At 54.3% G+C, this 24,994-nt stretch carries 16 protein-coding genes; 7 read left to right on the top strand and 9 right to left on the bottom strand.

The features are described 5' to 3' along the window. Positions 1-27: 27 nt before the first annotated feature. Both ABD971_RS13505 and ABD971_RS13500 read left to right on the top strand, forming a co-directional pair. Complete coding sequence (locus ABD971_RS13505) at positions 28-2,733, top strand: PSD1 and planctomycete cytochrome C domain-containing protein (protein WP_345322840.1); 2,706 nt, start codon at positions 28-30, stop codon at positions 2,731-2,733. 122 nt (positions 2,734-2,855) lie between these two features. Then, positions 2,856-4,247, top strand: coding sequence for a DUF1501 domain-containing protein (locus ABD971_RS13500; RefSeq protein WP_345322838.1), 1,392 nt, complete (start codon positions 2,856-2,858; stop codon positions 4,245-4,247). 147 nt (positions 4,248-4,394) lie between these two features. Here the strand turns inward: ABD971_RS13500 and ABD971_RS13495 are convergent, their stop codons facing one another. From ABD971_RS13495 to ABD971_RS13465, 7 genes are all read right to left on the bottom strand, one after another. Continuing rightward, positions 4,395-5,657, bottom strand: coding sequence for a DUF1559 family PulG-like putative transporter (locus ABD971_RS13495; protein ID WP_339939791.1), 1,263 nt, complete (start codon positions 5,655-5,657; stop codon positions 4,395-4,397). Positions 5,658-5,747: 90 nt separating this feature from the next. Next, positions 5,748-5,948 (bottom strand): hypothetical protein, encoded by a 201-nt coding sequence (locus ABD971_RS13490; protein ID WP_339939789.1) that lies wholly within the window; start codon positions 5,946-5,948, stop codon positions 5,748-5,750. A gap of 559 nt (positions 5,949-6,507) precedes the next feature. Next, positions 6,508-8,130 (bottom strand): chaperonin GroEL, encoded by a 1,623-nt coding sequence (gene groL / locus ABD971_RS13485; RefSeq protein ID WP_345322835.1) that lies wholly within the window; start codon positions 8,128-8,130, stop codon positions 6,508-6,510. Positions 8,131-8,164: 34 nt separating this feature from the next. Then, positions 8,165-8,497: a co-chaperone GroES gene (locus ABD971_RS13480; RefSeq protein ID WP_345322833.1), complete on the bottom strand. Its 333-nt coding sequence runs from the start codon at positions 8,495-8,497 to the stop codon at positions 8,165-8,167. Between the two features lie 464 nt (positions 8,498-8,961). Next, a complete protein-coding gene (locus tag ABD971_RS13475; RefSeq protein WP_345322831.1) occupies positions 8,962-10,842 on the bottom strand; it encodes a DUF4340 domain-containing protein in 1,881 nt (626 codons plus the stop codon). Positions 10,843-10,911: 69 nt separating this feature from the next. After that, complete coding sequence (locus ABD971_RS13470; protein WP_345322829.1) at positions 10,912-13,575, bottom strand: Gldg family protein; 2,664 nt, start codon at positions 13,573-13,575, stop codon at positions 10,912-10,914. A gap of 56 nt (positions 13,576-13,631) precedes the next feature. Continuing rightward, positions 13,632-14,351, bottom strand: coding sequence for an ABC transporter ATP-binding protein (locus ABD971_RS13465; RefSeq protein ID WP_339939779.1), 720 nt, complete (start codon positions 14,349-14,351; stop codon positions 13,632-13,634). A 323-nt stretch (positions 14,352-14,674) separates the two neighbouring features. On the opposite strand from ABD971_RS13465, the gene ABD971_RS13460 reads away from it, so the two are divergent. Both ABD971_RS13460 and ABD971_RS13455 read left to right on the top strand, forming a co-directional pair. Further along, positions 14,675-14,884 carry a hypothetical protein gene (locus ABD971_RS13460; protein ID WP_345322827.1) on the top strand — a complete coding sequence of 70 codons (210 nt, stop codon included), beginning with the start codon at positions 14,675-14,677 and terminating at the stop codon, positions 14,882-14,884. 15 nt (positions 14,885-14,899) lie between these two features. Continuing rightward, positions 14,900-15,574 (top strand): nucleotide exchange factor GrpE, encoded by a 675-nt coding sequence (locus tag ABD971_RS13455; protein WP_345322825.1) that lies wholly within the window; start codon positions 14,900-14,902, stop codon positions 15,572-15,574. Positions 15,575-15,678: 104 nt separating this feature from the next. Here the strand turns inward: ABD971_RS13455 and ABD971_RS13450 are convergent, their stop codons facing one another. Beyond that, a complete protein-coding gene (locus ABD971_RS13450) occupies positions 15,679-16,011 on the bottom strand; it encodes a hypothetical protein (RefSeq protein ID WP_345322823.1) in 333 nt (110 codons plus the stop codon). A 352-nt stretch (positions 16,012-16,363) separates the two neighbouring features. On the opposite strand from ABD971_RS13450, the gene ABD971_RS13445 reads away from it, so the two are divergent. Both ABD971_RS13445 and ABD971_RS13440 read left to right on the top strand, forming a co-directional pair. Further along, positions 16,364-17,464 carry a glycosyltransferase family 4 protein gene (locus ABD971_RS13445; protein WP_345322821.1) on the top strand — a complete coding sequence of 367 codons (1,101 nt, stop codon included), beginning with the start codon at positions 16,364-16,366 and terminating at the stop codon, positions 17,462-17,464. A gap of 113 nt (positions 17,465-17,577) precedes the next feature. Then, the gene (locus ABD971_RS13440) at positions 17,578-19,773 is read left to right on the top strand and encodes an amylo-alpha-1,6-glucosidase (protein WP_345322819.1); all 2,196 of its coding nucleotides are present in this window, start codon (positions 17,578-17,580) and stop codon (positions 19,771-19,773) included. 617 nt (positions 19,774-20,390) lie between these two features. Here ABD971_RS13440 and ABD971_RS13435 read toward each other — a convergent pair. Beyond that, positions 20,391-22,061: a sigma 54-interacting transcriptional regulator gene (locus ABD971_RS13435; RefSeq protein WP_345322817.1), complete on the bottom strand. Its 1,671-nt coding sequence runs from the start codon at positions 22,059-22,061 to the stop codon at positions 20,391-20,393. 154 nt (positions 22,062-22,215) lie between these two features. On the opposite strand from ABD971_RS13435, the gene ABD971_RS13430 reads away from it, so the two are divergent. Beyond that, positions 22,216-24,747 (top strand): PAS domain-containing hybrid sensor histidine kinase/response regulator, encoded by a 2,532-nt coding sequence (locus ABD971_RS13430; protein ID WP_345322815.1) that lies wholly within the window; start codon positions 22,216-22,218, stop codon positions 24,745-24,747. Positions 24,748-24,994 lie beyond the last annotated feature (247 nt).

Below are 24,994 nucleotides of genomic sequence, written 5' to 3'. Positions count from 1 at the left end.
TTCACTGGCTGGCAGCCTGTACTACTTATGAAAACTATTCTCCTCCTATCGCTATTCCTTTTCACTGCCACGGCTGCGTTGGGCGCGGAGCTCGACAGCGTTAGCGAAGGCGAGAAGTTGTTCGCTCTTCACGTCAAACCGCTGCTGGACGAAAAGTGTCTTGCTTGTCACGGACAAGATCCCGACAGAATCGAAGGTGGTTTGGATCTGCGGTCGCGTGATGGCGTGCTGGCCGGCGGCGATTCGTTCGACACCGATGTGCTGCTGCTTGGCGACGGGCGACACAGCATCCTATACCTCAGCACGACGCGGCAACTCGAAGACTATGAGATGCCCCCGAAACAGGCGGATCAACTGACAGAACAACAGCAGTGGTTCATTCGCGATTGGATTGACGCCGGAGCTCCGTGGCCAAGCGACGATCGAATTAAACAGATTCAACAATTGTATGCCGAAGGCGAACAAGTCCTGGTTTCGCGTGCGCTCTCGGAAGCGTGGCAAAACCGACGTTACGCACCGGAACAATTGTGGGCTTACCGTCCTATCGAAAAACAGCAAGTACCGGACGGTCACCATCCGGTCGACTGGTTTATCGACAAAAAATTGGCCGAGCTCGACCTATCACCGGCACCGCCTGCGGATGCCTCCACACTGGTGCGCCGGATCCGCTTTGGACTGACCGGATTGCCCCCCACGCCTGCCGAGGTCCAGCGATTCGCAGCCGATTACCAAGCGGATGCGGACACCGCTGTCGCCAATTACGCTGCACAGTGGATGGCATCACCGCACTACGGTGTACACTTCGCGATGCGTTGGCTGGACGTGGTCCGCTATGCCGATACCGCGGGGTTCGCGAACGATTACAGTCGCCCGAACGCATGGCGGTACCGTGACTATGTCGTTCGCTCATTCAATCAAGACAAACCGTACGACCAGTTCGTGCGTCAGCAAATCGCCGGCGACGAGATCGATGAGACTAACGTCGAAAACCTGATCGCAACCGGGTTCCTACGCATGGGGCCTTGGGAACAAACCGGCATGAGTGTGTTCAAGGAGACTCGCGGTCAATGGTTAGACGACGTGACTGATACGGTGGGTCAAACCTTTCTCGCGCATTCGATGTCGTGCTGCAAATGTCATGATCACAAATTTGACCCCGTGCCGACACGTGACTACTACCGCATGATGGCAGTCTTTTCGACGACCCAGTTTGCTGAGCGTGACGCGGCGTTCTTGGACCAGGAAAACCAGCAATGGTTCGCGGCAGATTCGGAATGGGTTGATGCGAAAATTGCAGCTTACGAGATGCAGCAGAAACAACTTTCGGCAAAGATCCAGCAACGAAAGCGACAGGAATCCGGCAACGCCAAGGTGGGCGACAATGGGCTGGACCCTGGTGACGAAGCGTCGCTAGCGCGCATATCCAAGAACATCTCACGGCATAGTATCGAACGTGACCGCACCGAACCGATTGCGTTGTCCGTTTACACCGGAGCTACGATTTCGCGAAAGAACATCAAGGGCCGAATTGACCTGCCCGACGATCGCTGGAAGAAAGGCGAAATTGAACAGGATGTCATCCACGACGGTGGGGACGTGTACGCGACCGGCGACGACGTCACCCCCGGTGCCCTCAGTGCGGCCGAGTCGCTCGGAAACATGAATTTGGTCGATTTCCCCAGCGGAAAAGGCGACCGCCGACGAGCATTGGCCGATTGGATTGTCGATCCGACAAACCCGCTTACTGCCCGAGTCATCGTGAATCGCGTTTGGTCGTGGCACTTCGGCAAAGGCATCGCCGCAAATCCGAATAACTTTGGCGGAACCGGTGGGCTGCCCACCCATCCTGAATTGCTGGACTATTTGGCGGCATGGTTCACGGACAACGGAGGCTCGATCAAGAAGTTAAATCAATTAATTGTCACTTCCGCGACCTACCGCCGCGACAGCCGGCATCCGGATCCTGAGAAGCTGCAAGAAAAGGATCCGCTGAATCAACTCTATGCAACCTTCCAACCGCGGCGGTTAACGGCGGAAGAACTGCGAGACGCAATGCTTTCGGTCAGCGGTGAACTCGATCGATCCGTTGGCGGAATCCCCTGTCGTCCTGATATCAATCTCGAGGTCGCGTTTCAGCCGCGACAGATCATGGGAGGCGCAGCATCGGTTTACGAACCCGATCCGCTGCCGCAGCAGCGCAATCGCCGGACGCTGTATGCCGAGCGTATTCGCGGTCTGCGGGATCCATTTATGGAAACGTTCAATCAACCAGGGCCAGACAAATCATGTGAACTGCGAGAAACGTCGACGGTGGCGCCGCAAGCGTTGACGTTGCTCAATTCGCAAGAGGTTTTTGACAGGGCAATCGCCTTCGCCAATCGTTTGGTCAAAGAGAATTTGAAAACTGACGAAGCCACGCTGCGACGTGCCTTCGAATTGGCCTTGGCCCGCGAACCGAACGACCGTGAACTCGCCCTCTGTCGAGCCCATTGGCAAACGGCGCGTGATGAAGAGTCCAACAAGACGTATCAACGTGCAACCTTCCCCGACCGCATTACACGCACGGTAATGGCAGAAAAAACGGGCGAGCCTTACAGCTTTGAAGAGATCCTACCCGCTTACAAAACCTACACGCCGGATCTCGGGCCGGCCGACGTCGACGCTAACACTCGTGGCTTGGCCCATGTGTTGTTGGTGCTACTTAACACCAACGAGTTTTCGTATCTCGATTGAGCCTCGCGCCGTAGTGCAGGCTGCCAGCCTGCAGGAAAGAATACCAACAGGCTGGCAGCCTGAACGACAACTCACAACACAGGCTGGCAGCCAGTACTATGCCACGCACCGCAAAAAAAATCATGAATCATTCACCCATCACATTTGTCAAACCGAGTCGTCGCGAGGCGTTGTTCGGACTCGGTGCAGGACTCGGATCGATTGCCCTTTCGTCGTTGGTTCATGGAAACGAATCGCTGCCGCACCACGCAGCCAAAGCCAAGCGATGCATCTTTTTGATGATGGAAGGAGGCCCGTCGCATCTCGACACCTTTGATCCAAAACCCGAGTTGGCGAAGCAGCACTTGAAAGCGTTCACACGCAGTGGTGAGATGGAAAGTGCGATGTCCTCCGGCAAACGGTACTTTGTCAAAAGTCCCTTTGACTTTGTCAAAGCGGGGCAGTGCGGCGCCGATATATCCACTCCCTGGGTGCACTTGAAGGAAATGGTGGACGACATTTGTTTCTACCGGGGTGCGCAAGTCGAATCGGTCAATCATCCCACGGCCTGTTACCAATTAAACACCGGCAATCAATTTGGGGGCGACCCCGCCGTCGGTTCCTGGGTCACCTATGGATTAGGTTCGCCCAACGAGAATTTGCCTGGTTTCGTTGTCTTGCCGCGAACGAGTTATCCGCAAGGGGGCGCAGGCAATTGGTCCAACGGGTTCCTGCCGGCCAAGTTTCAAGGCACCCCGCTTCGATCCGCAGGCAGTCCCATCTTGGACCTCGCACCGCCTGACGGAATCACACGGAATCGGCAGCGTGAGAATCTCGACTTACTGGCCCAACTGAATCAACAACATTTGGCCGACCGGTCGGGGCGAAGTGATTTGGCGGCTCGCATGGACAGTTACGAGCTGGCCTACTCGATGCAGACCGAGGTTCCCGGCGTGATCGATCTCGACGGCGAATCCTCGCAAACCCTAGCTGCCTACGGAATCGGTGATGCCAAAACCGATGACTTTGGACGCAAATGCTTGCTTGCCCGCCGCTTGGTCGAAAAGGGCGTGCGTTTTGTGCAGGCCTACGCTGGCAATTGGGATAGCCATGACTATATCGAAAAGGCTCATGGAGCGCTAATTCGCAGCGTCGATAAACCGATCGCGGCATTGCTTCGCGATTTGAAACAACGCGGAATGCTCAAGGACACGCTGGTGGTTTGGTGTGGCGAATTCGGACGTACCCCCGACAACGGGCTTCGAGGCGGCGGTCAATCGTATGGTCGCGACCACAATGCTAAAGCGATGACGATGTGGTTCGCTGGCGGCGGCACGCGTGCCGGTCACACGGTTGGTGCAACCGATGAAATTGGCGCCGAAGCGGTCGAGTGTGTCCATCACATCCGCGATGTTCATGTCACTCTGTTACATCTGTTGGGGTTAGATGACAACAAACTGACCTACTACCATGCCGGTCGCCACAAACAGTTGTCGCAATTCGGCGGATCGGTCATCCAAGAACTGTTGGCCTAAACGCATCGGCGAATCATATTCGCCGAACTATCCAGAATCGCGGACATCCCCCTACTGCAAGTAGCGAGTCAATCAGACTCGGTCTACTTGCTTAGTGTTGCCAGAGACGTCTCAGAACGAGCGGGGAAGCCTCATTGACTTCGCGTATTAAAACTCGCCGTCAATCAGTTCTTTATTCGCCCGAGTCCCAAGTGCACCCCAAAGACCATAGGGACTTTTCGATCCCGCAGGGTTGATCACCCAGCCGTCGTGGCGAACAGGTGGAGCCTTCGAGTTACCGGCTTCGATGGAATCAGTAATAAATTTCACTGCCCCATCGGCCATCAGCACATGGACACCACCTTGGTGACGGCTGCTAGGCGGAAGCACTCCTTCGTTATGACGATTATCCTGCATGCAAATCTCCGAGTTCGGAGGCAGGATGGTGTTCATCGCACTGAACAATGGTCGTCCATACGCCCATTTGTAACCTCGTGCCATTTCCGAATCAGGTCCGGTGACGGCAGGCGAAGAGACGAACGGAGCTCCGTTGACCCAAAACTGCGGACGTTGTGGATCGAGCATCGGACGACACTCCAACGCATTGTTGGGACCGGTCGGATCGCTAGAGCTGGCCATAATACTGCCGGGTGCATCGGCGGGCCAAGTTCGCGCGTCGCGATCACCTAAATCGGTACAAATTTCGCCCGCAGCAATCGTGTTTGCCAAACCATCCAAAATCTCACTGAATTTGGTCGACCGGCTGGCGACAAAGACGCCACGACACGCTGCACGCTCGGCGGTAAACCACCCGGTGCTTGCCGAAAAAGCTCGGTCATCCTGGTTCCCTACGTGCATGTGGTGTGTAGAGTCCCCCAGACACGCTGCGTAGTTGGTACGACCTTGAGCGGGTAATCCCTCACCTGGATCACTAGGGCAGCGAAGCGAAGGGATATTCGTCAACCAAGGCGAGTATCGATTTCCGGCCGCACCATGGTCGGAAATGTTCATTCGTGGATCGGGTCCCATGGCTTGAAAATCGACAACGCCATTGCCGTCGGAATCCATCGGATTACTAATCTGTTCCCAAAGCGCTTGTTGCTCGAAGAATGGCGTCAATCCGGGCAGCCAACTCAATTCGTTGCGATTGTGTCCGCCACCGCCATCCCGACGCAGCGCTGGATTCGGCGAGCCAGAGTTCGCCGTATTGGTCGTTCCTCTGGAGTGTGCCGGCAACTGGTCGTAGGCCGCGTGGTAGTTGTGCAGCGCAAGCCCGATCTGCTTGAAATTATTGCTGCAACTCATCCGCCGAGCTGCCTCCCGCGCGGCTTGCACCGCGGGCAGCAGCAATCCGACCAATACACCGATGATTGCAATCACAACCAATAGTTCGACGAGGGTAAAACCTCGCGTTTGCTTTGAACGTAGCATTATCAAACCTCTGATAAAAAGGCAAAAGAGAACCGAGGCATACGCCTGCGGATAAAGAGACTCTCAAAACGGCCGCACGGCCCCTATCTGCTAATCAGCGGTGTTGCCGTTGTCCAGCGTGGCTCCGCTATCGAACTCGTGCGGATTCTCGGAAACATACTCCGACAACTCATCCGAACTCGGTGATGTCGCGGTATCTCCACCGCATCCACTGTGCGACAAACACAGCAATACAACGACCAAGCAAAGGAATGAGCTTTTAAGTTGCGGACGAAACATGGGACGTAACATGCGAAGTAGCCTACAGGTAAAGAATAAACCAAAACAAATACATCGAGCAAAAACGGTCCCAAGGGTACAGACAACCTAAGGCCAAAGATATCGCCCTTGCCGCCATACTAAGAGGGGGATGGACGCAAGTCAATCGTCCCTTTTGCCGTCATGATCAAGCTCATTTAAAAAGACTATAGAGCGATTCGTAACTCTATACAGCTAGACCGTTTACGGCACGTTGGAATGCATTTCCGGCAGCGAACCAAACGGCCTGCATGGGGGGGCACTTCACCGGCTCGCAAAAGTCTAGGCGTCTTCCGCGATGCAAAACCAGCCAAACCTTATAAGAAAAAGTGCCTCGGACGGTTGGCTTTACAAAGTCGCCCTGGGGCGCCAGCGGCGAAAAAAAACACGAGACTTACTTTGGTTGTCCCCCCCTCCCTCCCCGCGTCTGATCACCACTGCTCTCTGCTAACATGTATAAGAAAACACGCCGTCGATGCAAAAATGGCAACGACGGCGTGTGCAGGAGACGGCGTGTGCAGAAGACCGTCAAGCAAAGGCTTCTCAGCAGCGGCTAGTACATGTCGTAGTCACCGCCGTGGCCCTTGGCTGACTTCGTATCCACCTTGGGCTTGTCTGCGATCAAGGCGTCACTGGTTAGCAGCAACGTCGAGACACTCGATGCATTTTCGAGTGCCGTGCGGACCACTTTGGTGGGATCAATGACGCCGCTTTCCACCAAGTCTTCATAGGTGTTGGTTGCGGCGTTGTAGCCGTAGTTGCCTTGTTCGGCAGCCACTTTCTCGCACACCAACGATCCGTCTTGCCCCGCGTTCTCGGCAATCCAGGTCATCGGCGCTCGACAAGCCTTCAGCACGATGTTGTAACCGGCGCGTTCATCGTCACTTAGTTTCGATGCATCACACTGGCTGGCCGCTCGCACAAGTGCCACGCCGCCGCCCGGCAGGATGCCCTCTTCGACTGCGGCCCGTGTTGCCGACAATGCGTCTTCGTAACGCATCTTTTTTTCTTTGACTTCGGCTTCGGTCGCGCCACCGACGCTGATCTTGGCCACGCCGCCAACCAGTTTCGCCTTGCGTTCTTGCAACTTTTCGCGGTCGTAATCGCTGGTCGACTTGTCATGCTCGGTCTCGATCTGTTTGATGCGAGCGTGAATGTCCTCGGTCTTGCCGGCACCTTCGATGATTGTGGTGTTTTCTTTGTCGATGATGACTTTCTTAGCACGCCCAAGGTCGGCAAGTTCAATGTTCTCGAGCTTCACACCCAAGCTTTCAAAGAACGCTTTGCCACCGGTCAAGATGGCCATGTCTTCCATCATCGCTTTACGGCGGTCGCCATAACCCGGTGCTTTCACCGCCGCGGCAACGAAGGTTCCTCGCAAACGGTTAACCACCAAGGTTGCTAACGCTTCGCCGTCGACATCTTCGGCAATAATGAGCAGCGGTTTGCCTGCTTTCGCAACTTTCTCTAGCAGCGGAACGAAGTCACGCAGATTGCTGATCTTCTTTTCATGAATCAGCACATACGGTTCTTCGAGCACACACTCCATCGTATCAGGCGAGGTGACGAAGTACGGTGATAGATAGCCTTTGTCGAACTGCATCCCCTCGACCCATTTAACTTCGGTTTCGAGGCTTTTGCCTTCATCGATCGTGACAACGCCATCTTTGCCGACTTTATCCATCGCATCAGCAACGATCTGGCCGACCTTGGCGTCTTGGTTGCCACTGATCCGAGCGACTTGCTCCATCTCTTTGCGGCCTTTGATCGGCGTCGACATCGATTTGAGCTTGCCGACGATGTCTTCGACCGCTTGCTCGATGCCACGTTTCATCCCGATCGGATTCGTCCCCGCCACAACCGCTCGCAAACCTTCGTTAAAAATCGCTTCGGCCAACACGGTCGCTGTCGTGGTCCCGTCCCCAGCGACATCGTTAGTCTTCGAAGCGACTTCGCGAACCATCCGCGCCCCCATATTTTCATAGGGGTCTTCGAGTTCAATCTCTTTGGCAACGGTGACACCGTCTCGAGTGACAACGGGAGATCCGTAACTTTTTTGGATGATCACGTTGTGTCCGCCTGGTCCAAGCGTGCTACGGACAGTCTTGGCCAATTTGTGAACGCCGCGACGCATCGATTCGCGGGCTTCTTGTTCAAAAGCAATCATTTTTGACATAGCTTGTATTCCTGTTCCAAGTTGATTCCCATGCTTACTGTTCGATAACCGCCAAAATGTCGCTCTCTCTGACGATGGTGTATTTGATCTCACCAACTTCAAATTCATCGCCTTCGTATTTGTTCAGCAGGACATGGTCGCCTGGGTTGACCGAGAGCGGATGACAGGTGCCGTGGTCATCGAGTTTGCCGGGACCAACCGCAATCACTTTTGCACGGTTGACTTTCTCTTTCGCAGAATCGGGCAGCACGATGCCGCCGGATGTCATCTCGTCCGCTTCGTCACGTTGGCAGACAACGCGATCGGCGAGAGGTTTTAGCTTCAGGTTTAGACTGGGGGTTGCTTCTGATTTCGTAGCAGTCGCCATGGAATGCCCTCCATTGTTCGCTTGGACATTGCACAACTTTCGTGGCCCTGCCGCTCCGGAGCCACAGCCAATTTGGCACATCGCCAGCGGCAAAAATCCTGATTAGCAACCGCTGTGCCAGACGAATTTGTCACGGGAATTCAGGCCTGAACTGCGTTTCTCATGGCCTGTCTATCGAACAAAACGGTGCCTCCTGAGTCCCGCTGTTCGATTGCACTTTCGAAGCAATGGAACCGGCTGTCATGATTTGGCACCGCAAGCAGAATTGCGGCTGCCGGAAAGGCACGATGCCCTAACAAAATGCCCTCTCCCGCCGCGGAATCAAATCGCGGCGGGAGAGGGTTGTTGCAATCGGGGAAACCACACGATGACATTGCCATCGCATTAACGTCACGGCTCAGACGTCACAGCGTCATTGCGACTGAGCCACAATGAATGCGGGATGACGATCTGCTGTCGATCCCCTACGGAGTTTCGGCTGATCCATCGTCACTGGACTCGCTGAGCGCTTGGGCAGACGAACCGTCGGCTGAGTCGTCGGTCGCGGCCTCCGTTTCCGATGGATCGCTCGATGTCTCGGTCACCGCACCGGATTCTTGATTTGCCGCAGCGTCGTCCTCGGATGTCTCTTTGGCTTTGATAAAGTCACTGCGAGACAGGGCAAGCTTATCGTACTCTTCCCCTGGGATCACGTAGTACCACTGAGCATAACGGTGATTCAGCTCCTCTGCCTTTTCTTTCCCCGACTTCACCTTTTCTTGATAGGATTCGAACTCTCGCAGCTGCGACTGATACTCGTCCATCTGGTTCTCGTATTCCTTGCGAAGCTCTACAAGCTTCGCAGCCTCTTGCTCGTCTTCTTCAGCCTCAGCATCCTCGGACTCGTTCACATCAGACGATTCGGCCGAGTCTTTCTGCTCTAAGGATTCGGGCTTCTCGGGTTCGTTTGGTTTGGATGGCTCATCCCCAAGATACTGCTTGTCAAATGCAACGGTGACGAAGACATAACGCCCTGGCTTTTCCTTGTCCTTCTGCTCATCGTCGCCATTACGGCTCTCTTCACCTTGTTCGTCGGAAGCGATGTCGGTTATCTCGGAAGCCTCGGTCTGTTTACCCTCTTCATCACTTGAGGCACTCGTGAGGCCAATTTCCAGTTCCTCTTGGCTGCCGGTAAAGACGCGACCAAAGTGCAACTTGTACACCAGCCCATCCTTCGTTGCCGTGGCTAATTCACCTTCACGTGCGATCAGCTTCAAGGTGTTTGGATCGCTATCACTGGCCGGTTGCAGTAAAAAGCCTCGCGAAAGCAGGTCGGATTGCAATCGGTCCACGTCGCGCTGTGATCCCAGCATCTTGCGGTCTAGCTGCAATTGCGGCGTCAAACCCTTCTGTTTTGGACGCACGCCCGCGATATTCAGTCCGGCAATCGCATTGACCGTTTCACGCACGGCATCTTGATCCACCTCAGCAACATCGTCGTCGATTTCCCGCATCTGCCATGGATCACCGGAACTTTCGCGGCGAAGCGTGGTAACATCCCGCTGCGTCACGGTCGCATTAAGTTCGTCGAATTGGTAATCACTCAAGCTCAGATGAACGATTTCGGAACTGTTAACGCCCAGCAGATCGGTATCGATCCATTCGCGAAATCGCGTGGACAAATCAATGTCCAGTGTCGCGACATACGTTTCGTCCTCTTCGGGGTGGCGAACGTAATATTGATTGTCCGCTCCGTTGACCAAATCACCGATGATGTAATCAGCCAGCACCTCGTTGCCCTCACCGCGAAGTGTCAAACGTTTTCCGATCCCTTCGAGTTGATCCACGCCCAGCGAATCCACTTTGGGATCGACGACGCCATAGCGGGGATGATCCGATGCCCATCGGCTAACCATCGCTCCGCGCGTGATGCCGATCACACTGCTGGCTGTTTTCGCGAGTTGATCCTCCGCATCGGCGGGATAATTGTGATGTGACGGAATCACCCATTGTCCGTTTTCTGTCTGCTCCACCGCAAACTCTTGCGCTGTAACTTGGTCCTTGTCGATAACCGCGACGTTTAACGCAGTGGCACGCGTGGGGTCGGTAAAGTCGGGAAAAAACGGCTGCCCCACTTTCCCGTACTCTTGGATTTCAGCGGGACGGCTCGTCCATTCGACCACTGCGGTGACTGCCAAACAAGCAATTCCTACGAACGCGTAGACCACCGTCCGGCGGGTTTCGTTACCGAGTGCCGACCAGCGTTTGCCGACCGACTCGGACGCCGAACGAATTGAATTTCCGGCTCGATCGCCGAGCTGGCCATTGTCGTTCGGAGTGCTTTGATTGTGAGTGATGGTGGACATCGAATCTTTTCCCTAATGATTAAATGTTGGCTTCTGAAATTGGCTACGTGCCGGTCGAGAACGACCGTACTATCCGTTGGAATCGACGGACGATCGATCGCGGCGACGCGAATCGACGACGCTGTTTCGCTCGTCTTTGGAACGTTGAACGAAGACGATCAATCCAAGTGCCAGCGCCGGAATCGCCGGCAAGCCAACGGACCAGAGCCGGATATTGGATTCCAGCTTTCGGATTTGACGGTTTGTGGTTGCACGGATCTTGCGAATCTGGTCGTTCTTTTCTTGTTCGATCTGTGCCTCGGCCAACGTCATCCGCTTCTGTTCGGCCTCCTGAGCCTGTCGTAACATCTGAGCTTTGGCGATCGGGTCCAAGTCATCGTTCTCTTGAATTTCCTTGACTCGCTTGCTCAATTGTTCACGACGAAGTTCCAGTTCTTCTTCGGCCGCTTGATCCGCCTTGCGTTCGGCTTGGTTCGCTGCTTCCAAGAACTCGCGTTTTTGTTCCTCGACTCGCACCAGCGTCCGATGAGCCGCGCGGCGACTGCGTAGTTCAAGAAAGGAGGTGTCGCCGACCAACGAATCGACCGCATTCAACACGAAGGTGACGTTGTCGAACTTCATACTCAGGTTGCCAAGATTCCGTTCTTGGAAGAAGAAATCAGAAATCATATCGACATCCGCGACAAAGATCGCATTGAGCGGATTGTCGCCTTCACGCGTCACCTTGGCAGCGATTGCGTGCGTGTTCGTATCGATCACTCGAAAAGGGTTTTGCCGAGGATTGACGGCCGCTTGCATCGTGAACATGTTAAAGCCACTGTCGTCCACGAATTCTTCCCATCGCAACACACCCGACTCGCGGCCGGTCTGCAAAAGCGGCTGAAATTGGGTGTCCGAGTCATTGGCCGAGCGAACTTCGCCTGGATAAAGCGCGATCAACTCCTGCAGCCCACGTGTGATCTCATCATCGCGGTTAAAGGATTCCGAATCAGTCTGCTGACGCGTCACGAACACATATTCCACAGGCAACATTGCAAATTCGGGGTGCGGGTTGTTCATGTCAAATACGACCGCATCGTATTGCCAACGAAGCCCGAGGGCGTTGAGTAGCCGCGTCGCTTTTCCGCCATCGGCTTTCGATTCGCTCGGCGAACCGCCTGCCATCATTGACGCGTGCCCTCGCTTGGGTTGCCGCGGTGCTCCGGTCACTCCAAATCCGTTGCTTCCCAGCGTCAACGGAAACGGGTCGTCGAAAACCAATAGCGGACTGCCCGTGTTGGCGTAGTTGACCAGATTGTCCATCTCGGAATCCGTCAACGACGAAGGCATCACTGCCAACAACACATCAAACTTGTCGGCATTGATCTCGCTCGCTGCGGAAACCTCTTCGACGTCGTATTGCTTGCGAAGCTCATCGACGATCTGCCAATCGTTACCCGTCATCAATCCCGCATCGGTGGTCAGCACACCAACGGTATGTCGTTGTTCATTCGCTACGGTTTGGATCGATCGCGTCAATTCGTATTCGATCGGCAGCCCTTTACCAAAGAATGGAACGACCACCTTGTCGTAGCTGCTGATCACCACGGCCCCAAGGTACACATCAACTTCACTGCGTCGCCCGTCACGCTCGGTCATGACTTGGACCGGCTCGATTCCAAAGTGCTCGGCTTCCTCGGCTTGAGGACTGAACGGTTTGACGTCGACATAACGAACCGCAAGATTCTTGCCTCCGAGCTCATCAAATTGTCGCAGCAACCCGACTAACCGTTTGCGTGTCTCGGTGTATTCACGAGGCACTTCGGGGCTCAGAAACGCTTGGATCTCGATAGGGCGTTCGGATTCAAGTTTGGCGAGGATAGATTTTGTTGCTGACGAAAGACTGAATAGCCGCTGGCTAGTGGCGTCGACTCGAAGTGCACTGTAACCAGCCCATGCGGTTGCGCAGCCCAGCACGGCCGCGACACTGGCGGCTCGGATTGCGAACTGCACCGCCATCGATGGTTCGCGTTTCGTTTGCCAGTGTCGACGCGTCATGACGACGTAGTTCAGATACAACATCAACGCTGTCAAACTGACGAAATACAAAACTCCTGTCAGCGGAACGACGCCCATACCAAAATCACGAAACTGTTCCGCCAAACTAAATTGGTTCAGCGTGTCACCCAAACCCAGCAAATTGCCGAGGTTCCCGATAAACACCGGAATACCACACAGCAAAATCCCGACGACAAATGCCACCGTCATGTTCGACGTCAGCAGCGACGCGAGCATGCCAGCACTGAGCAGCGCCGCCCCCGCAATCCAATAACCGAAATATGTGGTCGCGATCAGCCCCCAGTCGGGGTTTCCGAGGAACATCAACACCATGATGTGAGCCATCGAGAAGAGCAATGCCACGCTGTACACGGCCAACACGGCACCGTACTTCCCAAGCAGGATCTCTTTCTCGCTGGCGGGCATCGTAAATAGCAATTCGTCGGTCCCCATCTTCTTCTCTTCGGCCCACACACTCATGGTGACCGCGGGAATGAAGAACAGCAGCAACACCGGGTACCACTGAGTCAATTGATCCAGCGACGGAGTATTGCCAGTGAAAAACCGTGCGTTAAATGCGAGTGCACCTCCCAACACCACAAAGACGACGATGAAAAGGTAACCAAGGACGCCAGAGAAATAACTGGCAAAGTTGCGTTTAAAGATTGAATGGATGACACGTTTTCGCAGTTGCATCTTCGAATTCCTTCGTTGTTTTGTTGTATTCATGCGGGCAGTGAAGGAACCACCACTCATGCGGCGATCGTCAGTTCGCGGAATTTCGCTTCCATTGCGTCACTATGGGGTCCAAGTTCTGACGTGGGACCATCGAACACCATGCGTCCTTCGTTGATTAACACAACGCGACTGCACACCGCATGGACCTCTTGCAAGATGTGCGTCGACAACAAGACGGTTTTGGTTTCGCTTAGACTCTCGATCAGCTGACGAACACCATAAACCTGATTTGGGTCCAACCCGCTGGTGGGTTCATCCAGGATCAGCACATCGGGGTCATGCAATAACGCTTGAGCCATCCCGACGCGTTGGCGATACCCTCGCGATAACTTGCCAATCGCTTTTCTCCACACGTCACCGAGCGAACATTGTTGACAAACCCAAGTCAAACGGTCCTCCAATTCGCCGCCACCAAGCATGCGAGTTTCGCCGACGTATCTTAAAAATGAATTCGGGGTCATCTCCGGATACAGAGGGCCGTTCTCAGGCAGATAGCCGAGCCGCTCGGCTGCGGCGATCCGGTCGTCATGAACATCAAATCCTCCGATACGTGCGGTTCCTTCGTCGGGCGACAAAAAGCCGGTCAACATCTTCATCGTTGTTGACTTGCCCGCGCCGTTGGGACCAAGAAATGCACAAATCTGACCCGCGGGAACAGCAAAGGTGATGTTTTGGGCGGCAGCAAACTCACCATAATATTTCGACAGACCCGACGCTTCGATCATGTCGCTCATAGGCGGATGTCTCCTTGCTAGAAGAAATGATGGGGCGAGACCTGAGATCCCAGTGTCTAAGTTGCAGACGATCGCCCCCCACGCAACGGTGGCCAATTTCGCTTGCCTCCCAGCATCCGGCGTGCCAATGAACTAATTGCCCCGCGATCTGCAAAGCGAGTGTCAACTTGTCACAGATCCAGACAAACTGTCGCGGCGCGAGCCTTGTTTTGTCGCGGTGCCAACCCAACGTTTTGTGAGACGATGGAGTTTCTCTGACAGCACGTATAGCGATTGACAGAGTTTTGCCTTACGTTGCCTATCCGCATCGCTACTCGCCTCCTTTGAATCCCCCCTTGCGAACCGCCCGAGCGATTTTGCGGGTCGGTGGCATGCTACTTGCCACTGAGTTCGACAATGGCAAGGCCCCCCACGATCCTTTCCAAAAACCGGTAAACGATTTGGCAATGATTACTCGTGACACCGGTTTTCGGATGGATCCAGACTTGGCTCCCAAGCCGCTTCAGCGAAATGATCTGGGCCGAGACCAGTAAAGCGGAGGCAAACCAATGAACGATGTGAACCTACAACTTCGCGAGCGATTAGCCGCAAGCGAAGATCAGCTCGCTCGCACCACCACCGACTTTGACGACTATCGCAAACGCAGCCGCCACGAGCTCGATGAACAGAGAAAGTATTCGGGGATCCACTTGATGCGTGATCTGCTTCCCGTGCTTGACAACCTGGAACGGGCTATTTTAACTGGACGGCACTCCGGCGACTTCGATGGATTGATGGAAGCCGTCGAATTGGTTCGTGACCAGTTCTGCGACACGCTTTCAAGTCATGGCTTGCGCGAAGTGCCGGGATCATGGAGTCCCTTTAATCCCAAACAACACCATGTCATCGGCCAGCAGGATTCGGACAATCATCCCGAAGGCTCGGTGGTGGAAGTGATCCAACAGGGATATCAACTCCATGATCGTGTCATTCGACCATCCAAAGTTATTGTTTCTCGAAACGACTCGCCTTCTCCGGGAGAGAATGAAATGAGCGACTATGTCATTGTTGAAACCGACGACGGTTACACGATTGCAAGTGTCCCCGCAGGATCGACCGCCGAATCTGCGGCCATCGAGGCAGGCGGCGTGTTGATTGACGATATCCGCTACAAATCGTTTGATGAAGCTCAGGACGTTTTGATGGCATTGCCAAGTCCGTTTCCTCAACGTGCGAACGAGTGACGTGGTCAGAGATTCCCTTTCCGCCCGCAACGAATTCGGAGTCAGAGTGGTCCCTGATCACCACTCTCTGCTCCGGATTCTGCGGGAATCGGCACACGCACTCGCTACGCCGACACGACGGATCTGAAACGAGGTTGCTCCATCGCTGTGGCTACAGCGGGCGATGCGGTGTCCGCCGAATTCGTTGCCTGAGGATGCCGCGTCAATCGCCGCCAACGCTTTACCAGCCGGTTGGCTTGCCGCGTTCGAGCGTTCATCTCTGCCCCCGTCGCTGGAAACGGCTTTTCGCAGAACTGGCAGAGCTGTGATTCCAACTGGATGCACAACCGGACTCCATCCACACATTGTCCGGCTAGCCGTTCACAGATCGAGGCCAATTGCTTCTCTAGCTGCAGTGTCAACGATTCCCACTGCAATCGCAAGTCTTGCTTCCGCATGATCTCAGTTACTCCATTGTTCGACGACGCCGCACGACGCATTTCAATGACGGCGTCTTGAGGTTTTCTACGAACGAAGGTGCATTCAGCGTACCGAAACATCAAAGCCGGATCAGAAGCAATCGATTCTCCTGCGATGACAACATGACCTGCTGTCGCCTGCGAAGTGCCACATTGTCTTTGGGACGTTGTTTTACGGCACATTGGTACGACGCTTGCAATATGCGGTCGCGATCATTTTTTTCCGTTTTTATCGGCATGGCCTCTGGCGTCCGTGGTCGTTACTCGGTCGCCACCTTGGATGGCTGGCTGATAATTGATCTTGAAGGACGTTGAATAAGGAAACCAACCGATGAGAATCGCTCAGGTCGCTCCCTTGATTGAAACCGTACCGCCGAAAACCTATGGTGGCACCGAACGAGTCGTTCATTATTTGACGGAAGAACTCGTCAACCAGGGGCATGACGTGACACTGTTTGCCAGTGGCGATTCGCTGACAAACGCTGACCAGGTTGCCGTTGTCAAAGAGTCACTGCGTTGCAGCAGCGTGCCGCATGATGCAATCATCTGGCACCAGCGACAATTGATGGAAGTATTGCGCATGGCGGATAAATTCGATATCATTCACTTCCACACCGACTTTAGCCATTTTAGCGTGATGCGGTATTTGAATACGCCGCATGTTACCACCCTTCATGGGCGACTTGATCTGCCAGATTTCCAAACCGTTTTTGACGAATTTCCCGACATGCCTGTCGTGTCGATTAGTAATTCGCAGCGAGCACCGATCAAAAATGCGAATTGGGTTGCCACGGTTTACAACGGCACACCCGGCGAAAATTATGACTACCAACCCGCGTGTGATCCCAACGAATACTTTGCCTTCCTCGGCCGATTCTCGCCCGAAAAAGGTCCAGAACGTGCCATCGAAATCGCCAAACGCCTCGGTGTGAAGCTAAAAATGGCGGCGAAAATCGACAAAGTCGACGAACAGTATTTTTCAGAAAGGATCAAGCCCCACTTGGACCATCCGTTGATCGAGTACATTGGCGAAGTAAACGAAAGCGGAAAGAACAAGTTGCTTGGAGGCGCCAAGGCATTGTTGTTTCCAATCGATTGGCCCGAGCCATTTGGTTTGGTGATGACCGAATCGATGGCCTGCGGAACCCCCGTAATCGCATTTCGAAACGGCAGCGTCGACGAGGTGATGAAGCACGGCGTCAGCGGATATATTGTTGAGAGTGTCGACGAGGCGGTCGAAGCAGCACGCAATATCGACAAGATCAACCGCCGTGCCTGTCGTATTTACTTCCAGAACCGTTTTTCTGTCGAAACCATGACAAAAGGTTACGTCGACGTATACGAGCGGTTGATTACCCCACAAAAATCGATCCGTCTTCCCTCGCGAGACTCGATTATCAAAACCACCGACGCCGCAGTAACCGCAGGCTAATCGTTTACGTCCCTATTTCACGAACCGTAGTGCCCCGCAGACCTCGGCAGTGGAAAACGCGATTGAGATTTCACTCGATGTCTGGGGGCACGCCCTCTCTATTTTCCCCAACCATGAGCACCACACCTCCCGCGAAAGTTCAATCCGGCACCACCGATTGGGATGTGCAGGCTAAAAACAATCGAGCACCCGCGAACAGCCAGGTGCTAAAACAGGGTGACACGTTCGCCATCGTCGACCAACTCGGAGAGATCGGCGGAGCAGGCGATTCAGAACAGGGCGTGTATCACCTCGGGACCCGCTTTCTATCCACCTGGGAACTGCTGATTAACAACAAACGACCGCTGTTGTTGAATTCAACAATGAAAGAAGACAACAGCTCGTTTGTGGTGCAGATGACAACACCGGAACTGCCTCAACCCGATCACGTGCTGCCGCAAGGCACCCTGCACGTTTTCCGCAGCATGTTGCTTGACGGCGGAACGTTCTACGAACATTTGCGACTGAAGAACTACTCACGCAGTCCGGTCGATCTTGAAGTAGAATATCGTTTCGCGTCGGATTTTCGTGACATATTCGAAGTGCGTGGCGAGCACCGAGCGCAACGAGGCGAATTGCTCGAGGCCAAAGTCGACAAGTCCGCTGTCGCGCTTGCCTATCACGGATTGGATGACCAAAAACGCGAGGTCAACGTCGCGTTTGACGGCAAAGTGAAAATCATCGAACCGCGACGCTGTGTTTTACAAGTCCATCTTGGCGGTGGCGAAGAAACCACGCTGCACGCCACTGCGGAATGCCACACAGAGAAGTCGGGCTACGTCAAGAAACCCGACACACCATCTCGCAGTCACGCCGAGGCTGTCACCGGTTGGAGCAACCGACTGCGCCAAACCGAGGCTGAACGCGTAGAAATCTTCACCTCGAACGAAGAATTCAACGGCTGGCTTAACCGCAGCAACGCGGACCTCGACATGCTAATCTCGGACACGATTTACGGACGCTACCCTTATGCCGGCGTCCCCTGGTTCGCCACGCCGTTTGGTCGCGATGGAATCATTACGGCGCTAGAAACGCTTTGGGTGCGTCCCAAACTAGCTCGCGGCGTATTAAGTTTTTTGGCGGCAACCCAGGCAACCGAAGTCGACCCGAGCATCGAATCGGAACCTGGCAAAATTGTCCACGAGATGCGTGACGGAGAGATGGCGGCATTGGGCGAAGTCCCCTTTAAACGCTATTACGGAACCGTCGATGCCACACCGCTGTTTGTCATCCTGGCCGGTCAATATTACCGGCGGACCGGTGACCGCGAATTCATCGAATTCATCTGGCATAACATCCGCCGCGCCGTCAATTGGATTGATGAATACGGCGACGTCGATGGGGATGGTTTCGTCGAATACCAATCGCACAACGAACGAGGCTTGACCCACCAATGTTGGAAAGACAGCAACGATTCAATCTTCCACAGCGATGGACGCGACGCCAAGGGCGCGATCGCGGTCAGCGAGGTGCAGGGGTATGTTTACCAAGCGAAGTTACTCGCAGCCGAGTTGGCCGACGTGATGGACGACGCAGCGTGGGCTAGCGAACTTCGCCAGCAAGCCGTACGGCTGAAAGAAGACTTTAATGCCCGTTTCTGGGTGCCGTCGATCGGTACCTTTGCCATTGCACTTGACGGCGACAAAATGGCGTGCAAAGTGCGAAACAGCAACGCCGGCCATCTCTTGTTCAGCGGGATTGTCGATCCCTGCCATGCTGCGTCCGTCGCCGCGACGTTAACCGACGAACGGGCGTTCAACGGTTGGGGAATCCGCACCATCAGTGCTGGGGAAGTCCGTTACAACCCGATGTCTTATCACAACGGATCGATCTGGCCGCATGACACCGCAATGTGTGCGGCGGGTCTAGCTCGCTACGGTTTTCGCGATGAATGTGCGCGCGTGATTGCGGGGCTGTTTGACGCTTCGCTGTTCAATGACCTGCATCGTTTGCCAGAATTGTTTTGCGGATTCGATCGCATGCCTGGTCATGCACCGACGCTTTATCCGGTTGCCTGTTCGCCGCAAGCCTGGGCTACTGGTGCTGCATTTCTGTTGCTGCAGAGTATCCTCGGTCTGACCTTCTCACCGACGAAACCCCAAGTTCAATTCGAGAACCCACGTTTACCCGACTTTTTAAATTGGGTTCGAATCCAAAACCTGCGAATTGGCGACGGCGTGGTTGATCTTGCCTTCCATCGCCATCCTCGTGACGTCGGGATGAATGTCGAACGCAAAGAAGGCGATCTGCAAATTGTCGTGATCGGATGATCGTGCGGTGCCAGAAAACGTGCGGTGCCAGAAAACGATGATGCCAACTTGGCGTCGGGCATGCGACAAACATTCACTCGGTTAAGTCAAAAGCGACACCGCACCTGCATTCCGGCATGCGATCGAGATTTGGCACAAACGTTGCATCGCAAGTGCATACGTTGCAGCGATGTCACATGTGTCCGTCAGTTTGATTGATTAATGCAAAGGCGACAGCAACAGAAACGCGATAGCCACCTGGACTCGCTTCGACGTAAATCGCTTTGACACAACCACGGGATAGAAAGGCAAACATAATATCGCATACGGTCCCGATGCCGGATTCCAAGGAGGTCTTCGAGCATCGGTCATGTCAGATGCAGTGGCCGTGGCCGCGTCCGAGGATGATCTGTTACTCACAACGTAGACTCACTCTCCCTCCCTCCGCGGCCCGGCCAATCTGACACATGCCGGTTGCCTTCGCGATATGCCAAATGTAGCAATAGACAGAACGAACCTGGCAGGAGTTTCGATGTGCGTCAACCGGTTCGCCTGGATGCCAGCGGGGCGGATGTGATTGACCGCACCCGATCCCCCATGACCCTCGACAAACGAGATTATCAATTCCGCACGATCATCTAGATCCCCAGTTCCTTGACACGTCGCTGCATCGTCCGAGTGCTAATTCCTAACTGTTTCGCGGCCGCTTTACGACAACCGCCGCATTCCTGCAACGCTCGGCGGATTGCTTCAGTTTCGATATCGGCCAACGTCATGCCGGGGCGGATCAGTGGTTTTTCTTCATCTTGATGATTTAGTGCTGCTAGGTCCAACAGTTCCAATGCCGCATGGCTGCGAAGCAACGTGGGATTGATTCCCAGTCGCCGCGCCGCCTCGACTTTGTCGCCGCCGGTTCGCTTGAGCATTTCTCGGACAAGCCGTTGTTCGACGGCGCCGATCACATCGTCGTACAGATGGGGGGAATCGAAATCGAGCGGACCGTTCGCAATACCGTCCACGATGTTGATAGGTTCATCTACGGGCCGCTGCTCATCCGCTGACGTTATCGCGGTCGCATCGATACATTCGGCTTCATTCGATGAATCCGATTTGCGAAGCTGGTCTTCCGCAACACGCTTGGAAGATGAAAAAACGAACGAAGGCAAAAAGTCGGGCAATAAGGCGGGACCGGACGTCTTCAAAATCCCTTGGCGTATCGCATTTTGCAATTCCCGGATATTACCAGGCCATCGATACTCGCGCAGGACCTGCATCGCATCACGCGATACCATGTGAACCTCTTTCGACAAATCGCGGCAAGCATGGCGGCGAAAATGCTCCACCAATAAATCAAGGTCGCTGCCACGGTCACGTAGCGGTGGCAAATGAATCGAAAATCCATTCAGCCGGTAATATAAGTCCGCTCGAAAGTCGCCGTCGCTGACCATCTGTTCCAAGTTTTGATGGGTCGCAGCAATCACACGCACGTCGGCTTGAATCGTTTCGTTGCCACCAACTCGCTCGAACTGTTTCTCTTGCAGCACACGTAGCAATTTGCTTTGCAGCACCGGTGACATGTCCCCGATCTCGTCCAAGAACAACGTGCCGCCACGACATTGTTCAAACTTTCCGATTCGTTTGCGGTCCGCTCCGGTGAAGGCTCCTTTCTCGTGACCAAACAGCTCGCTTTCCAATAACGCTTCGGGGATTGCCGCACAGTTCACTGCAAGAAAGGGCCCCTGCACTCGTTCGCTGTATTGGTACAACGCCCTCGCGACCAATTCTTTACCGGTTCCGCTCTCGCCTCGAATTAATACTGTCACGTCTTGAGCGGCGACAATCCCGATCGATTTATAGACTTCCTGCATTGCAGCGCAGCGGCCTATGATCGAATGAATATCACTGGATCGCGAGTCGACATTAATCTCGACAGGCGATTCAGTCAATTTGCGGATTTCCACAGCACGCCCCACCACGCCGCGAAGCTCCGTGACATTGATCGGTTTTAGCAAATAATCCAACGCACCGAGTTTCATCGCACGGATTGCAGTACTGCTCTCGCCTCCAGAAGTGACAAAAACCACTGGCAAATGCTCATCAATCTCGCGGATTTTTTTCAGCACGTCTAACCCGTCTCCGTCGGGCAACATCACGTCCAATACGGCAACATCGACACCCCCTCGCCGTAGCAGTCGCAAGGCTTCTTTTGCACATGAGGCGGTCGTAACTTCGTAATTTTGCTTTTCCAGCGCGTGACGAACCAAATTCAGGTCCGCGGGTTCATCGTCAACAACAAGGATTCGGGACATGCGATCACTCGGGATTCGATGGCAGGACGCGATCATCCTCTTGTAGTAGGAATAAATGGACGTCAATCAAAGTCAAATTGGCAGCATATTTGCTCAAATAGCAACCATTGCAAGGTGTGTGCCATTTTGTCGCCCCCCCCCAAACTCGCTAGCGATGACTAAGAAAGCATTTCAAATTCGGTTGCCTGAATCCGCTTCCAAAGTCCGATCTGAACCGTCTGAATTGCGCGGCGATGAACAAGCCGCAGCGGATCGTGATGATTTGGAAACCTTGTCGTTGGTCGTCAGTCGGGCCAGTAACGCGATCCTAATCATGGACGCGAGCGGCCAAATCCAGTGGACCAACGAAGCGTTCAGCAACCTCAGTGGCTACGAACCGTCGGAGGCGATTGGATGCAATTTAGAAAACCTAGTGTTCGGCCCCAGCACCGACGCCACAACGCGGCAAGCGATCCGCAAAACGCTGCTGGCCGCTGAAGAACTAACGACGGATGTCTTGCAATACCGCAGCGATGGAACGACGCTGTGGGTCGAATGCAAATTGATCCCGGTCAACGATGACAGTGGACAACTTTCACGATGGATCGTGATCGAAAGTGACGTGACACGCCGTCGGCAAACCGAAGAAGCGTTGTTGGCAGCGAAGAAGTCCGCCGAGGCGAACAGTCGCAGCAAGAGCGAGTTCCTGGCAAACATGAGCCACGAGATCCGCACGCCGCTTAACGCCATCCTCGGGATGACCGAGCTCGCGTTAACCACGGATCTGTCTCGCGAGCAGCGTGATTACCTGCAAACGGTGAAGACGTCAGCCGATTCGCTGCTGAATCTGCTTAACGACGTGCTGGATATCACCAAAATCGAAGCCGGCAAGATGGAGATCGAAGAAGTCGATTTCAATCTCGCCGAAATCGTCCGAGAAACGACAAAGGCGTTAGCGGTTCGTGCCCACGAGAAAGGACTTGAATTGGCGGTTCATATGCCGATGACCGTCCCCCACTGTTTGCAAGGCGATCCAACTCGAATTCGGCAAGTCTTGTTCAACCTGATTGGCAATGCGATCAAGTTTACTAGCCAAGGTGAGATTGTCGTCGATGTACAAGAACAATGGCAGACCGACGATGAGATCTGTTTGCATTTTTCGGTTTCCGATACAGGTATAGGTATCCCCAAGCAGCGTTTGCAAAAGATCTTTGATGCGTTCACGCAGGTCGATTCATCGATGGCTCGTCGCTTTGGAGGTAGCGGACTCGGATTGACCATCACTTCGAAATTAGTGCGATTGATGAACGGTAAACTGTGGGTGCAAAGCAGCGAAGGCAAAGGCAGCACGTTCCACTTTACGTTAACACTGAAACTAGGTAGCTCACCGGAGCATTTCACCGATGACGGCCAATCGACCGCGTCTTCGATTGATCGGATCCGCAATCTCGCTTCGCAAAACCTGGATGGAAAACGCGTTTTGATCGTCGATGACAACGCTACGAATCGACGGATCTTAAACGAAATGCTTGGCCATTGGGGAATGCGAACGACACATTGTCCCGGGGCTGCCGCTGCCTTGAAAGAATTGGAATCTGCAGTTCGCGACGACGCTCCCTTTGACCTCGTCATCCTTGACGCGATGATGCCGGTAGTCGATGGCTTTCAATTGGCTGAAATGATGCAGCAACGTCCCGATTTGCAGGCAGGCACCGTGATGATGCTGTCTTCGGCGGATCGTCCCAGTTCGACTCACCGGTGCAAAAAATTAGGTATCGAGTCGTACCTCGTGAAACCTGTCTCGGCATCCGCATTGCTCGAAGCCATTATGAGCACATTGGCAACTCGCGATGACCAGTCGTTGCGCAATGCCCCCACTTGTGTCGCAAGCAACGAGGTGACGAATACGCCGTTGGTCCAAACTGTCGACAAACCGCTTCGAATTCTACTTGTAGACGATCACGAACCGAACCGAAAACTGGTCGAATCGATCCTCAGACGTCGTGGCCATGACGTTCGCAGTGAGTGCGATGGTGACGCCGCCATCTCGGTCTGCGAAAACGAATCGTTTGACGTGGTACTAATGGACGTGCAGATGCCAGGCCGCGACGGATTTTCAGCGACGAAAGCGATTCGCGAACAGGAAGCAGACTCGGGCAAACATCTTCCCATCATCGCCCTAACCGCCCACGCGTTGCAGGGAGATCGCGAAAAATGTTTGGCTGCCGGCATGGATTCCTACCTTGCCAAACCGATCCATGCCGCGGAACTGGTAACGTTGGTCGAAGAAATGGGTAGCAGCGACCGCGAAGGTGCAAACAACAACCCCAAGTCTGCACCGTCGCGGTATCCCGAGCCGCTTGACGCCGGGGCATTTAGTATCGGATCGGCGTTACAGCGGATGGGCGGCGAGATGGATCTATTGAAAGAACACATCGGTTACGTGCTCAATGACATGCCGCAATTGATGCAAATGATGAGCGACGCCGTCGATCAACGTGAGCCGCGACAACTCGAAATCGCAGCCCACCGGCTGAAGAGTTTAGTGAGCAGTTATGATCACACCGCAGCTCACGAATTGGCCCAGCAAATCGAGCAGGACGCAAAACACGATCGACTCGGCGAAGCTCGCGGCCGGATCGATGCGTTGCGTCCGCTCGTCGACTCCTTCACTGACGCCGTCGACGAATACCTGCAGGCAAACTAGTCAAAGCCAAGTTGGCGTTTTCGGCGACAATATGTCCTGCTATCTACTGACACTGGCAGTAGCCCTGATTCGCAAGCGAGGCTTCGTGGTTTATGGCTCGCAAGTTATGGCTCGAGAAACTGGCGAGCTGGTGTGTCACATCTTAGATTTTTCGTCCATTGGCACGCGGCGTGCTCATTCTCTAGAGCATGCTACTTCGCTGCATTACGCAAACGGAGGAACCATTCATGCCCACAACACTCAAAGC

The organism is Novipirellula rosea (genome assembly GCF_039541335.1).
GTDB classification, from domain to species: Bacteria; Planctomycetota; Planctomycetia; order Pirellulales; family Pirellulaceae; genus Novipirellula; species Novipirellula rosea.
The sequence above is the reverse complement of the archived record's forward strand: the minus strand, read 5'-3'. Positions and strand labels throughout refer to the sequence as shown.

Coding starts and splice junctions, on each gene's coding strand:
- ABD971_RS13505 (WP_345322840.1), top strand. CDS start 28: ATGAAAACTATTCTCCTCCTATCGCTATTCCTTTTCACTGCCACGGCT.
- ABD971_RS13500 (WP_345322838.1), top strand. CDS start 2,856: ATGAATCATTCACCCATCACATTTGTCAAACCGAGTCGTCGCGAGGCG.
- ABD971_RS13495 (WP_339939791.1), bottom strand. CDS start 5,657: ATGCTACGTTCAAAGCAAACGCGAGGTTTTACCCTCGTCGAACTATTG.
- ABD971_RS13490 (WP_339939789.1), bottom strand. CDS start 5,948: ATGTTACGTCCCATGTTTCGTCCGCAACTTAAAAGCTCATTCCTTTGC.
- groL (WP_345322835.1), bottom strand. CDS start 8,130: ATGTCAAAAATGATTGCTTTTGAACAAGAAGCCCGCGAATCGATGCGT.
- ABD971_RS13480 (WP_345322833.1), bottom strand. CDS start 8,497: ATGGCGACTGCTACGAAATCAGAAGCAACCCCCAGTCTAAACCTGAAG.
- ABD971_RS13475 (WP_345322831.1), bottom strand. CDS start 10,842: ATGTCCACCATCACTCACAATCAAAGCACTCCGAACGACAATGGCCAG.
- ABD971_RS13470 (WP_345322829.1), bottom strand. CDS start 13,575: ATGCAACTGCGAAAACGTGTCATCCATTCAATCTTTAAACGCAACTTT.
- ABD971_RS13465 (WP_339939779.1), bottom strand. CDS start 14,351: ATGAGCGACATGATCGAAGCGTCGGGTCTGTCGAAATATTATGGTGAG.
- ABD971_RS13455 (WP_345322825.1), top strand. CDS start 14,900: ATGAACGATGTGAACCTACAACTTCGCGAGCGATTAGCCGCAAGCGAA.
- ABD971_RS13450 (WP_345322823.1), bottom strand. CDS start 16,011: ATGCGGAAGCAAGACTTGCGATTGCAGTGGGAATCGTTGACACTGCAG.
- ABD971_RS13445 (WP_345322821.1), top strand. CDS start 16,364: ATGAGAATCGCTCAGGTCGCTCCCTTGATTGAAACCGTACCGCCGAAA.
- ABD971_RS13440 (WP_345322819.1), top strand. CDS start 17,578: ATGAGCACCACACCTCCCGCGAAAGTTCAATCCGGCACCACCGATTGG.
- ABD971_RS13435 (WP_345322817.1), bottom strand. CDS start 22,061: ATGTCCCGAATCCTTGTTGTTGACGATGAACCCGCGGACCTGAATTTG.
- ABD971_RS13430 (WP_345322815.1), top strand. CDS start 22,216: ATGACTAAGAAAGCATTTCAAATTCGGTTGCCTGAATCCGCTTCCAAA.